A 13217-nucleotide genomic window follows, 5' to 3' on the forward strand; every position below is an offset into this window, starting at 1 on the left:
GTTTGATATATAATAAGATTGCAAAAAAGTAATTTAAACAAAAAGCGCTCTAAGAAAACTTAGAGCGCTTTTTTATCAAGTAACGAAAGTGAAAATTAATACCTTATAAGAATTCTCCGTGTTGAGAGATGTCTAATCCTAATTCTTCTTTTTCTTCTGTAACTCTTAGAGGAGTAATTTTATTTACAATAAAGAATAAAGCATAAGAAGCAACAAAAGCAAAGATTGAAACTACAACTAAAGCAGTTAATTGGTTGATGAATAAAGTTGGAGTTCCGAAGATTAAACCTTGGTTATCACCAACAACAGGGTTGATCGCTTTTGAAGCAAAAACTCCAGTTAAAAGCATACCTACCATACCACCAACACCGTGACAAGCAAATACATCAAGAGCATCGTCGATTTTTCCTTTAGGGAATTTGCTTACTACCAAGTTACTAACGATTGCAGCAAATAAACCAATAAAGATAGCATGAGAAATACTTACGAAACCAGCAGCTGGTGTAATAGCAACAAGACCTACAACAGCTCCAATACAAGCTCCAAGTGCAGATAATTTGTGTCCTAAAATTTTATCAAGGAAAACCCATGCCATTGCAGCAGCGGCAGCAGCAACTGTAGTTGTTCCTAAAGCTTGTACAGCTAAACCGTTAGATCCTAAAGCAGAACCTGCGTTGAAACCAAACCATCCAAACCATAGTAAACCTGTTCCTAATAATACATAAGTAATTCTGGCAGGGTTAACTTTTTGAACTTTTCTTTTTCCTAAGAAGATAGCTCCAGCTAATGCAGCCCATCCGGCACTCATGTGTACTACAGTTCCACCAGCGAAGTCAAGAACTCCCATTTTAAAGAAAACTCCATCAGGATGCCAAGTCATATGAGCTAGAGGAGCATATATAATAATGATAAATAAAACCATGAATAACAAATACGCCCAGAAACGAATACGTTCTGCAAAAGCACCTGTAATTAATGCAGGAGTAATGATGGCGAATTTTGCCTGAAATAATGCGAATAACATAAAAGGAATTGTTGGGGCAAGACTCCAGGCTGTGCTTGTTCCAACACCTTCAAAGAATAAATTAGATGATGGATTTCCGATTATTCCTCCAATTGTAGGACCAAAAGCTAATCCAAAAGCAACAACAACCCATAAAATTGTAACGATTACCATTGCCATAAAACTTTGAAGCATAGTACTGATAACGTTTTTCTTACCTACCATTCCTCCGTAGAAAAATCCTAATCCTGGCGTCATTAACAATACAAATGCAGTTGCAACGATCATCCAAGCTGTATCTCCCGTATCAAATTTTACAGCTTCTGCCGGAATTGGGTTATCGGCGATGATAAAATTCGATATAAAGGTTAGTACCAAAATAGTGATAAGAATCACACTTAAAATAATTTTTCGCATAGTTATTTAGTTTTAAAATTTTTGATAAAAGTATAAAATGATTTAATACCCCCTAATAAAATAGAGTCTAATGTTTAATTTTTGTTAATTTTAAAATTTAACCCCCTCAAATTTGAATGTATTTGTTAAAACAGACTTAAAATTTACATTTTGGCAGCGTTTTTTTTCCCTTGCCTGCTAAAACGGATATTTTTCCTATTTTTTTAATACACTTTTTTGAGTTAAACTTGTGCTTTATTGTTTAAAAACGTCTAAAATTTTCTAATGTTAGGTTATATTTAATCTTTTTAACAGTTTTTGTAATTAAAATTTAAGAATGGAAAATCGTAAAATAAAATGGGGAATTGTCGGACTAGGAAACATTGCTCATCAATTTGCTGCTGATTTATTATTAATAGAAGATGCAGAGCTGGCTGCAGTAAGTTCAAGAGATATTTTTAAAGCCGATGAATTTGCATCAAAATATAATGTTTCAAAAAGATACAATTCTTATGAAGCGCTTTTTGCCGATGAAGATGTTGATGTTGTTTATATAGCAACACCGCACGATTCTCATGCAGAGCTTTCGATACAAGCCTTAGAAAATGGTAAACATGTTTTATGTGAAAAACCAATAGCGCTTTCATATAAAGATGCTCAGCGAATGATAGAAGCTTCTAAAAAACATAATAAGTTTTTTATGGAAGCATTCTGGGCACGTTTTATTCCGGCTGTACAAGATGTTTTGGCAAAAACTCAAAATGGAATTATTGGCGACGTGAATTATATAAAAGCCGATTTTGCTTTTGTTGGAAGTGAAACAGAGAACATTAGGCTTTTTGATAAAAATCGTGGTGGAGGAGCATTATTCGATATTGGTGTTTATCCATTATTTCTCTCTTATATAATGTTTGGAATTCCAAAAGAGATAATAGCAAAATCTATTTATTATAAAAACGGAATTGATTTACAGACTTCAATGATTTTGCAATACGAAAATGCACAGGCCGTTTTGCATTCGTCTATAGTTTCAGAATCTGATATGAAAGCTCAGATTGGAGGAACAAAAGGTAGAATCGAATTAAATTCGCCGTGGTTTATGGCTGATGGGTATTCTGTTTTTAAAAATGAAGAAAAAGAAGCTGTTTTTACTTTGCCAACTTTAGGAAAAGGATATTCGCATGAAATAATTGAATGCAACAATTGTATTTTAAATAATCAAATTGAAAGCAAACTTTGGTCGCATCAAAACAGTTTGGATTTGAGTGAAATAGTAGAGGAGATTAAAACGCAGATCAGGCTTCCATTTTAAAATTATTATTTGTAATAAAAAACTTATAAATTAATATTTTTTCATTAGTTTTAAAACCAATTAATGAAAGGAATATTATGTTAATAAAAGTTTACGGAAGTGCCGTTTTTGGAGTGGAAGCTACAACCATTACCATTGAAGTTCATATGGATAAAGGAATTGGTTATCATTTAGTTGGTCTTCCTGATAATGCAATAAAAGAAAGCAGTTACCGAATTGCCGCGGCTCTAAAAAATAACGGATTAAGTCTTCCCGGAAAAAAAATCACTATAAATATGGCGCCCGCTGATCTTCGAAAAGAAGGTTCGGCGTATGATTTGCCGCTCGCAATGGGAATTTTAATTGGTTCAGATCAGATAAAAGCGCCGGAAATCGAACAATATATTATTATGGGAGAACTTTCTCTTGACGGAAGTTTACAGCCCATTCGAGGCGCTTTGCCAATTGCTATAAAAGCAAAAGAGGAAGGTTATAAAGGGTTTTTTCTGCCCATTCAAAATGTAAAAGAAGCAGCTATAGTTGCAGGCTTAGATGTTTATGGCGTTTCTAACTTACAGGAAATAATCGACTTTTTTGCCGGAAAAGGAACATTACAGCCAACAGTAATTGACACTCGCGCTGAGTTTTATAAAACACTCGATTTTCCTGAGTTTGATTTTTCTGATGTCCGCGGACAAGAAAGCATTAAACGCTGTATGGAAATTGCGGCAGCAGGCGGTCATAATATTATTTTAATTGGCCCGCCAGGTGCAGGGAAAACAATGCTTGCCAAACGTGTTCCGAGTATTTTACCGCCCATGACATTGCGAGAAGCTCTTGAAACCACTAAAATTCATAGTGTTGCCGGAAAATTAAAAGAAGTTGGATTAATGAATCAACGCCCGTTTAGAAGTCCGCATCATACTATTTCGAATGTTGCTTTGGTTGGCGGCGGAAGTTACCCGCAGCCTGGGGAAATTTCGATGGCTCATAATGGTGTTTTGTTTTTAGATGAATTACCAGAATTTAAACGTGATGTTCTCGAAGTAATGAGACAGCCGCTTGAAGACAGGGAAGTAACCATTTCGAGAGCAAAATTTACAGTAACATATCCGTCATCGTTTATGTTGGTGGCGAGTATGAATCCAAGTCCGAGTGGATTTTTTAATGATCCGAGTATGCCCAATACTTCTTCGCCTCACGAAATGCAGCGTTATATGAGTAAAATTTCCGGACCACTTTTAGATCGAATTGATATTCATATTGAAGTTACGCCCGTTCCTTTTGATAAACTGGCAGATGATCGTAAAGCCGAGAGCAGCGTAGAAATTCGCAAACGTGTAACTGCCGCACGTGAAATACAAACAAAACGTTTTGCCGAGATTGAAAACATTCATTACAATGCGCAAATGAGCAGTAAATTAATTCGTGAATATTGTGTATTAGATGAACAATCAAAAGAGCTTTTGAAAAATGCCATGGAACGCTTAAACCTTTCCGCCAGAGCCTATGACCGAATTTTAAAAGTTTCCAGAACTATAGCTGATTTAGATCATTCTGAAAATATTATTTCGCAGCACATCGCCGAAGCAATTCAATACAGAAGTCTCGATAGGGAAGGATGGCTGGGGTAATTAATTTTAGATTTCTGATTTTAGATTTTAGATTGGAATACTTTGTGGTTAAAAACTTTGTCAAAGTTTCAAACTTTGACAAAGTTCTGCGCAATTTTGTCATTCCTCGTTCTTCAGAAACCTAACGCAATTCTATAAAGTCCTCAATATATATATCTTCTAAAAAATGAAAGTCATGCGAAACCACAATCAAAGTTCCTGTATATTCATTAATTGCTGCAGTTAAGATTTCAATATTCTGAATATCAAGATTATTTGTAGGTTCATCGAGAATAATAATATCAGGAGCATGGTTATTAATTGTTAAACAGCACAGCATTAAACGCATTTTTTCACCTCCGCTTAAAGCAGAACAAGGTTTGTTCCAGTCATTTTGAGAAAACAAAAACTTATTCAGTTTCATTTTAATATCATGTTCCTGCAGACCGGAAGCATTAAATTTTTGCGTCTGTTCGTAAACCGAAATTTGATTTTCAATAAGAGAATAATCCTGATCGATATAGATAATTTTCGAATCGGCTTTGTAAATTGTTCCGGTTTTGGGTTGTAATTCGCCCATGATAATTTTTATCAAAGTTGTTTTTCCTGAACCATTTATACCTTTTAATGCGATGCGGTCGCCGCTTAAAATTTGAAAATTCAACGTATTTTTCCATAAACTTTGATTTCCAAAATCATGATTTATTTCGGTTGCTGTAAAAAGTATTTTTCCTTTATGAAGATTCGTTTTATCAAAACCAAATTTCATCTGATCGATATCAGATACAGACGAACGTAATTCTTGTAATTCTCTCGAAATTCCGCCAATTTTTTCAGCATGAACACCCTTTGTTTTTGCGGTGCTGTTTTCCGCATTGTTTCGTAAAGTATTCATCATAATTCTCGACACTCCGGCTTTCTTTTGTTTCTTTTCACCGCGAGAATCCAGTTTGTTCTGTCGTTCCAGAGTTTCACGTTCTTTTTCTTTTGCCTTGCGTAAAGCTTTTTCTTTACTTTGAATGTCCTGATTCAGGGCATTATTTTCAATTTGTTTCTGCTCGGCATAAAAATCATAATTGCCGCCATAAATTGTAATTCCATGTTTTGATAATTCGCAAACTGGATTTAATAAATTCAACAGTTTTCGATCATGGCTTACAATAATTAAAGTTGACGAAGTATTTTTTATAAAGTTGTATAACAATTCTCTCCCTGCAATATCCAAATGATTACTGGGTTCATCCAGTAAAATAAGTTCAGGTTCATGAATGGAAATGCCGGCCAGAAAAACTTTTGTTTTTTGCCCGCCGCTTAACGTTTCGAGTTTCTGGTTTAAATCTAAATCTTTTAATTTCCAATATTCTAAAGCTTCATTACAACGATCTTCGATTGTCCAGTCGTCGTTTAAAACGTTGAGGTTTTCTTCTGAAACATTTCCGTTAAGAATTTCCTGAAGTGCATTTATTTTATCTTCAATTTGCAAGGCCTGTGCAATTGTAAGATGATTAAACTGCCCGAAAATCTGTGGAAGATAATAAGGTTTAGAATCTGTTTTTAATAAACCGTCAGAAGGTTGAAATTCGCCTGAAATAATTTTTAATAATGTCGATTTACCAACGCCATTATTGCCAATCAGAGCAATTTTTTCATGAGCGTTAACAGTAAAAGTAATTTTGTCAAACAACAAATCTTTGTTCGAATGCAGGTATGAGATATTCTGTAAAATAACCATAATTTCTTTCTTTAAAGGAATAAACAAATGGGTAAGTCCGTTTGCGGCTTACCTTATAATTGTCCGAAAGAAATTTTTATTCACATATAGATTTGTGCGGTTTAATTAGAGTTGCAAAGATATAAAAAATAAATTTTAAGATTTGAATGCCAGATTATTCAACTTTTAAATTAGCATTCTTAGAGAATTTTATCGTTCTACTATTTTTGCCTGAAGAATTTTTTCTAAATCTTGGGTACTTTTTTTGCTTTCGACTTTGAACCCAAATCCAGCCATTGCAATTCCTAATAAAAGCATTCCGTAGGGAATCAGCATAAAAAATCCTGCTTCAGAATTGAGCCCGTTATTGAACAGAATATTATATGTCACGGCTATACAGGCAATAAAAGCACCACCTAGCCAAATAATCATAAAAACTTTTACAAACTCAACTAAACTCATTTTTACAATTATTTTTGATCCGCTAATGTCTTCTTTAATTTCTCCTTTTATGATAGGTAAAAATGAATTTCGATAGTTTATAGCTCTTTTAATTTTAAATTTATTTCCATATATTTTGCCAACGTAAGGTTTAGAATATGAAAAATTATTGGCACTAAAACCAAAAGATTTTTCAGCCTCGATTTCGTTTTCAAGATGTGCTAAAAGATCCTGTTTGCTGAGTTGAGAGCGGTAAAATAATTCTTCAAAAGGAAGTATTTTTTTTATCATAATTATTAGATTTTTATTTGTCCGTTTGAATCATAACTAAAAGTCCAACTTGATGTAGTCTGATTGCCAATAACATCATTAGAATATTGAATTTCTGTATATTTTCTAAAATTATTGTTTGAAAGTGAACGGTAGAAAAACTCATCTAATAAATATAATTTCTTGAAAGGATTTCCGGAACTGTCATAATCTTCAAAAGTTCTTATGATTTTTTCGCCTTTACTTACTCCATTTTGCTGCTCAAAATATTCTGATTTTGTCAAATTCCCATTTGCATCATAATAGAAATTTTCTACGTAAGAAATAACATAATCAGTAGGATCTGATGCATCATAAATCATATTAGGGAAAGTTGTAACTATTTTTTCAAGCTTATTTCCATTATATATAAAGCTTTGTTTTTTAGAGTGATAATTATTAAATGTATTTGGGATTTCTTTTGATATAATTTGATTTGAAGAATTTAGGGTAACAAATCTTGTGTTTTTCGGTACGGTAAAATCCGGAGAAGTAGAAAAATTCTCGATAGTTACAGTATTGTTTACATAAGTAAAAGAAGTGTGAATATCTTTGCTGTACCTAGAACTGTAACCAGTCGAAACAGGTAACAATATAAAGCCGCCATTTTTCTTTATCAATCTTCGATCTGAATCATATTCAAAAGTAAAATTTTGACCATCTTGATTATTTAGACTGGGGTTTATTTCAGTAATTAAAGTTTCAGTATCTGGTGTGTCATCATTAGAGCAAGAAATAAAAAAAAGTCCAATAAATAAAAACTTCAGTAGTTTCATTAGTTTAAAATTTCGGTTTTTGGTTATATATAATTTGGGTTAAAAATAGAATTTTTTAATAATCTGACTTCTTTTTTTTAAATGAAATTTTTTATTGTTTTTTTCTTAATATTGATTCTGTAATAAAAGATGAATTTAGAACTAAATAATAAAAAAATATGCTACGGTTTGGTCGTGCTTTTTATTGTAATACAAATGATTTATTTGCAGATATTCCAGAAACTCATTTTTCTTCGTGTAGCAAATCCTAGTTTTTCATAAAGTTTTATTGCTCCAAGATTACTCTCAACAACATGTAGAAACGGAGTTTTGCCTTCATCGAAAACTGCATTTACAACATGCGAAGTTAGTTGTTTGGCGTAACCTTTTCCGGTATAATCCGGATGCGTTACAATAGCGCTGACTTCTGTAAATGCATTCATTTTCATACGCTCGCCAGCTACAGACACCAGTTTTTTATCATTAAAAATTCCGTAATAACTACCTAATAAAAACGTTTTGGGTTTAAAATATCCTGGCTGAACTAAATTTACCAAATTGAATAATTCTTCGGCATGTTCTTCGGTTAATTTAATAATTTCATCACTAAAAGTTATCTGTATTTTTTCATAAATAATCATTTGCAGACAAACTAGTTCTTTAGTTATTTTTAAAGTATCTGCAATTTTGGGCTTTTCACCAACGATAAAGAAATTTTCGCATAATGATGCATACTTTTCTGTTGCTTCTAATGTGCTGTTATGATCCGAAAAACCACCAAATGGACAATAATCTTGATTGAAAAATTTGGTTCCGTTGTAATCTAATGCAAATTTTTTATGACTTTCGCACAAAGAATTCCAAACAGGATTATCTAATTTATTTTCTTCTGTCATCATTTTTATTCTTTTGATTTTGAATAAAAGAACTTAAAAGAATTCGAAACCGCAGGATGCAAAATTGTTCCATGATTTTCTAAGGGAAAATAATCAAAATAAACTTTAATGCTTTTACTTTTTGATGCTTTTATTTTTTCTTCTAATAAATTAGCATCCACTTCCATAACTCTCGGGATTTGAGTTGGCGTTAAACCTTCTTTACCTACAGCAATGTAAATTTCTGTCTGCAGATTGAAACTCTCTTTAAAAATCTCAGAATCCTGATTTAAAATAGACCCATTATCCCACCATAAACTTGGGCTTACAATAACATATTTATTAAAAAGAGACGGTTTTTTGAATAAGATTTCGGTTTCTAATAATCCGCCTAAAGACTGACCAATAATGGTTTTAGAATTTGTTGTTTTGTATTTTTTATCAATAAAAGGCTGTAATTCTTTTTCGATAAAAGCGATAAATTTATCAGAATGTCCAGTGGTTGGGTATTTGGTTTTGTCATTTTCAATAGTTGTCGGAAAAGTAAAATCTCTTTTTCTGTCGACAGTAGCAATACCCACAACAATCGATTTTGGAACCTGATTGATCCATTCAAAACTATTAAACTGAACTAAACCCGAAATATGAATAAAATCTTCATCAGCAGAACCATCCAATAAATAAATCACAGGATATTTTTCCTGATCTTTAGGATTATAACCTTCTGGAAGATAAATGTTTAAAATTCTGTTTTCGCCTAATTCTTTAGATTGAATTTCATCGATAACACCTAAAACAAAAGGTTTACTTGTTTCTGTAGTTTTAGATTTGCTATTTTGGCTAAAAATAATTGTAGAGGTAAAAAATATAAAAGTAAAGATGAAAAGCTTGTTCATTATAGAAGTAAAAATGATTTGTAGAAAGACGAAAGTTACAATTTTTATTTTTTGAACTTTCGTCTTTTTTACAAATTGAGGAGATTTATTTTGCTTTCTCAGCAAAAATCTTGTCCAGACCTTCCATTGCAATAGTGAAACCTTCTTTGAAACCCATTTCGATTATTTTTTCCAAATCAGATAAATTTTCATGTTTAATGGCGATATCAACAATGGTTGAATTTCCTTCTTCAGAAAAATTTACATTCCAATCTGATCTCGGAAAATCAGTGTTTAAATTTCCTTCGCTGTCGCTAAAGGCATCCAGATATTTAAAATTACTTTTCGGAGTGATTGAAGTAAAATCTGCAATTGCCCAATGTTCTTCGCCTTGCGGACCAATCATAGCATAAATTCTGCGTCCGCCTTCTTTAAAATCCATACTTTTTGTTTTGGATTTCCACGGAGCCGGCGCCCACCACTGATCTAAAATTTCAGGTTCTGTCCATGCTGACCAAACGTTTGATAATGAAGCATCAAATTCACGTTTTACATTCACGGTACTATTTTCTTTATCTACAGTAAAATTCATTAAAAGATTTGATTTCATATTCTTTAGATTTTAAATTCATTAATAAAAACAGTTTTATTTTCGGTCTTCAAAGATTTTGTCCAAAATTTGCATCGTGGCAGTAATTCCTTCTTTAAAGCCCATTTCGATTATTTTTTCCAACTCTTCAAGGCTGTCGCGTTTAATTGCAATATCAACAACAGTTAAATCTCCTTTTTCAGAAAATGTCAGGTCCCAATAAGAACTCCCGAAAATTGAATTTGGATTTCCTTCGGCGTCACAAAAAGTGGCAGAATGTTTAAAATTTGTTTTTGGAGAAATCGAAGTGTATTCAAAAAAACTCCAGCGTTTATCGCCTTCCGGTGTTACCATTGCATACAATCTTTTTCCGCCTTCTTTGAACTCCATACTTGTGGTTTCAGATTTAAACGGAGCCGGTGCCCACCATTGATCTAAAATTTCTGGTTCTGTCCAGGCTGACCAAACATCAGCAAGCGATGCGTCGAATTCACGTTTTATATGTACAGTCTTATTTTCTTTGTCAACATCAAAATTCATTAATAAATTAGATTTCATTTTTTTTAGATTTAAGATTAATTAATACTTGATCTAATTGATTAAATCGGCTTTCCCAAATCTTTTTGAATTGCTCGAGCCATTGATCAACTTCTTTCATTTTTTCAATTTTGAGCTGATAATAAATTTCTCTGCCCACTTTTTTTCGTCTAATAATTCACATTCGTTTAAAATTTTGATATGTTTAGAAACGGCTTGTCTAGTGGTATTAAACTGTTCTGCAATTGCATTTGGGGTTAATGCATTTGCTGAAATCAAAACCAATATGGCTCTTCGAGTGGGATCGGCAATGGCCTGAAAAATATCTCGTTTCATTTTAAATATAAATTACGCAACTAATCAGTTGCAAATATAAGCAACTTTTTGGTTGCGCAATTACTTTTTCAATTTTTTTTAACTGGAAAAAATAAAAAAACGTTCTGTTGTTATGAAAACGAGTGTGCGTGAGGGATAGAAGCGGATAGCCCACAGCCTGACGAAGGAAGTGCGAGGACTTGAAGCGGATAGCCCGACCCGGAGGGACACGCCCAAAAAAAATCCCACTTGCTTGTGACAAATGGGAATCTTTTTAAAAATTATGATCTAAATTTATTCTTGACAATAATATCTTTAAGCCTTGCTTTTAAATCTTCGCCCGTGTCAAAAACCATTTGCTCGTTATTAGGAAACGGAACTGCGCGTTTATTAAAATAAGATATATAACTGTCATCGCAGGCATTTCTGTCGCCTTTGTAGGTTGAGTAAACGTTTTCAAAAACAAACTCACTACTTACCGGAAAAGATTGTAATAATTGATTTGTTCTAATATCGACATAATCGACAACTGCTATAACCTGACACGATTTATATTGTCTGAATTCGTATACATTAGCACGAAGCATTTTGTAATTGTCTACTTTAATTTCTTTTCCTAAACTATCTTTTACAGGCCTTCCTCGGCTGTCAAGAAGTGTTTTTATGCCATCTTTTACTTGTCTTTCTTTGATAAATTCTTTTTCTTTTATCTGCTCAGGCGAAATAACAATTTGTCTGAAGTTGATAATCAGGCTGTAATCGTATGTAACATTTTTTTGTCTGGCGCTGTGATAAACCGTCCATTTATCATTTAATCCGTATGTTTTAAAATCAAGTAAATCATCCTGAAGCATTTTCGGAATTACCATATTGGTTTGATTTTTTGCATAAACGTCTACAAAATCAGTTCCTTTAAACTGAGCATCGTCCATCAGTTTTTTGGTGTTTTTGTACCCCGGATTTATGCTTTCTAAATAAGCAAAATCATCATAAGCTTTTCTAAAATCAAGCTTGTTATTTGATTTTAAAAGTGCCGATGCATTTTCATAAAGATATTTAGAAAGTACGTTTCTGCTGTTTACAATTTGATCTGAATAATTATCAAAAGGGAAATAAGCGTTTTTTCCCTGTTTTAATAATTTCAATGGCAACAGCGGTCTGATTTTTTCCTGACGATTATTTAACTGTAAATAAGTATTGTAGATGCGTTCTGCATTTGCCGGATTTGCGTCTTTAGACATCATTTCGAGATCACGTAAATCTCTGTCTTTGGCTTTCGCAAACGCTTCTTCAAGCAAGTACACATAATCTTGTTTTCCTTTAGAATCTTTGTTGCTTCTTAAAGCTTCAACGGCACGGTCAATTGCTCCGTCATAATTTCCATCACTTATTAAAGCCTGAGTTGTTTTAACTCCGCATGAGGAAAGGATCAAAAAGAATATAGAAAATAATAAAGTAGTTTTTTGCATAGTATTTCGTTTGAAAGTGTAAATATATCTTTTTTAACTTTCAACAACTATGCCCTTTTGAAAATTTATTTTTTGAGCAGAAAAGCGCTTTTAGAATTGCTGCAGAGCAAAACTAATCTGCGATTTTTTTATATTCAAAAGTACCTATTTCTTTATTGGTAATAACGCGTTTTTGGCTGTCGAAATAATCAACACTAAATTTTATTGGAAGTATAACTGAAATAATAGTTAATTCAGAATTATCGCTGGATAATTTCCATTTTGCTTTGTGTGATTCGTCGCCAATAAGACTGTTGAAATCTCCGTTTTCACTAAAAACCTGAAAAACCTGATCTGTTTTAAAACGATCCTGAATACTTTTTTCCTTTCCGTTTTTTGTCCATTTTACCAGCTGCCATTTTCCAATAAGTTCTTTAGAGGTTTGGGCATTCATCGCAAAACCCAATAAAAAAATAAAACCTAAAATTAAATTTCTCATTTTTAAAAGATTAAAGTTGATTAATAAATTTAAGGAATTTTTATTTATAGGTGAAAGAAAAATCTTAAAAGTGTATTTTTTATTCTGTTAAGAGCTTTTTAATCAATACAATTTGCCCTAAATGATAATAACTGTGCTCGATCATAGCGTCGATGTTTCTTTTATAAGTTCCGTATTTTTCGTCAACAAAAACCTCGTTTAATTTTTGTTCCGGCATTTTTTCAACGAAAGAAGCAAATTCTTCGGCAGCGTTCCAGAATTTATTTAGAAAAGAGTTCCATTCTTCTTGTGAATTGATAGGAGGAAAGTCAAAACTGAATTTGTCTTTTATATCTAAATTTCCACCTTTAAAAACAATATTTATTCCGTTGATGTAATAATGAATATGCTGCGCTAGAAGAGAAATTGTGTTGAGGTTTTTTACCGGAGTTATCGCAATTTTCCAATCCAGATTTTCGAGCTGATGTTTGTAATTGGTATTGGCAATCCAGGTTCCGTTTAAAATAGTTTCTCTAAAACGATTGGCAATTTCTGTGGTGTTTTCCATAATCCGAAACTTT

Annotated in this window: 13 protein-coding genes and 1 pseudogene; 2 read left to right on the forward strand and 12 right to left on the reverse strand. The window is 32.7% G+C overall.

Annotation, left to right across the window (positions count from 1 at the left end; genetic code table 11):
* Positions 1 to 103 precede the first annotated feature (103 nt).
* Positions 104 to 1420, reverse strand: coding sequence for an ammonium transporter (locus ABDW27_RS18400; protein WP_343697205.1), 1317 nt, complete (start codon positions 1418 to 1420; stop codon positions 104 to 106).
* 316 nt (positions 1421 to 1736) lie between these two features.
* Between ABDW27_RS18400 and ABDW27_RS18405 the strand changes: the two genes are divergently transcribed.
* Both ABDW27_RS18405 and ABDW27_RS18410 read left to right on the forward strand, forming a co-directional pair.
* Entirely contained in the window at positions 1737 to 2711 is a 975-nt protein-coding gene (locus tag ABDW27_RS18405) for a Gfo/Idh/MocA family oxidoreductase (protein WP_343697206.1), read from the forward strand.
* Between the two features lie 77 nt (positions 2712 to 2788).
* Positions 2789 to 4324, forward strand: a complete 1536-nt coding sequence (locus ABDW27_RS18410; RefSeq protein ID WP_343697207.1) for a YifB family Mg chelatase-like AAA ATPase — start codon at positions 2789 to 2791, stop codon at positions 4322 to 4324.
* Between the two features lie 121 nt (positions 4325 to 4445).
* Here the strand turns inward: ABDW27_RS18410 and abc-f are convergent, their stop codons facing one another.
* The 11 genes and pseudogenes from abc-f to ABDW27_RS18465 form a co-directional block, all read right to left on the reverse strand.
* Positions 4446 to 6035, reverse strand: a complete 1590-nt coding sequence (gene abc-f, locus ABDW27_RS18415; protein WP_343697208.1) for a ribosomal protection-like ABC-F family protein — start codon at positions 6033 to 6035, stop codon at positions 4446 to 4448.
* A gap of 189 nt (positions 6036 to 6224) precedes the next feature.
* Positions 6225 to 6746: a hypothetical protein gene (locus ABDW27_RS18420; protein ID WP_343697209.1), complete on the reverse strand. Its 522-nt coding sequence runs from the start codon at positions 6744 to 6746 to the stop codon at positions 6225 to 6227.
* Positions 6747 to 6751: 5 nt separating this feature from the next.
* The gene (locus tag ABDW27_RS18425; protein ID WP_343697210.1) at positions 6752 to 7540 is read right to left on the reverse strand and encodes a hypothetical protein; all 789 of its coding nucleotides are present in this window, start codon (positions 7538 to 7540) and stop codon (positions 6752 to 6754) included.
* A gap of 200 nt (positions 7541 to 7740) precedes the next feature.
* On the reverse strand, positions 7741 to 8418 hold the full coding sequence (locus ABDW27_RS18430; RefSeq protein ID WP_343697211.1) for a GNAT family N-acetyltransferase: 678 nt from the start codon (positions 8416 to 8418) through the stop codon (positions 7741 to 7743).
* Positions 8419 to 8420: 2 nt separating this feature from the next.
* Positions 8421 to 9290, reverse strand: coding sequence for an alpha/beta hydrolase-fold protein (locus ABDW27_RS18435; RefSeq protein WP_343697212.1), 870 nt, complete (start codon positions 9288 to 9290; stop codon positions 8421 to 8423).
* Positions 9291 to 9375: 85 nt separating this feature from the next.
* Positions 9376 to 9879 carry an SRPBCC domain-containing protein gene (locus ABDW27_RS18440; RefSeq protein ID WP_073416901.1) on the reverse strand — a complete coding sequence of 168 codons (504 nt, stop codon included), beginning with the start codon at positions 9877 to 9879 and terminating at the stop codon, positions 9376 to 9378.
* Between the two features lie 36 nt (positions 9880 to 9915).
* On the reverse strand, positions 9916 to 10416 hold the full coding sequence (locus tag ABDW27_RS18445) for an SRPBCC domain-containing protein (protein WP_343697213.1): 501 nt from the start codon (positions 10414 to 10416) through the stop codon (positions 9916 to 9918).
* Positions 10406 to 10731: pseudogene (locus ABDW27_RS18450) on the reverse strand (metalloregulator ArsR/SmtB family transcription factor). Before ABDW27_RS18450 ends, ABDW27_RS18445 begins: the two are co-directional and overlap by 11 nt.
* Positions 10732 to 10991: 260 nt before the next feature.
* A complete protein-coding gene (locus tag ABDW27_RS18455) occupies positions 10992 to 12179 on the reverse strand; it encodes a hypothetical protein (RefSeq protein ID WP_343697214.1) in 1188 nt (395 codons plus the stop codon).
* A gap of 112 nt (positions 12180 to 12291) precedes the next feature.
* Positions 12292 to 12657, reverse strand: a complete 366-nt coding sequence (locus ABDW27_RS18460; RefSeq protein ID WP_343697215.1) for a hypothetical protein — start codon at positions 12655 to 12657, stop codon at positions 12292 to 12294.
* A 79-nt stretch (positions 12658 to 12736) separates the two neighbouring features.
* Positions 12737 to 13204, reverse strand: a complete 468-nt coding sequence (locus tag ABDW27_RS18465) for a DUF1572 domain-containing protein (protein WP_343697216.1) — start codon at positions 13202 to 13204, stop codon at positions 12737 to 12739.
* Positions 13205 to 13217: the final 13 nt, after the last annotated feature.

Source organism: Flavobacterium sp., assembly GCF_039595935.1.
GTDB lineage: Bacteria > Bacteroidota > Bacteroidia > Flavobacteriales > Flavobacteriaceae > Flavobacterium.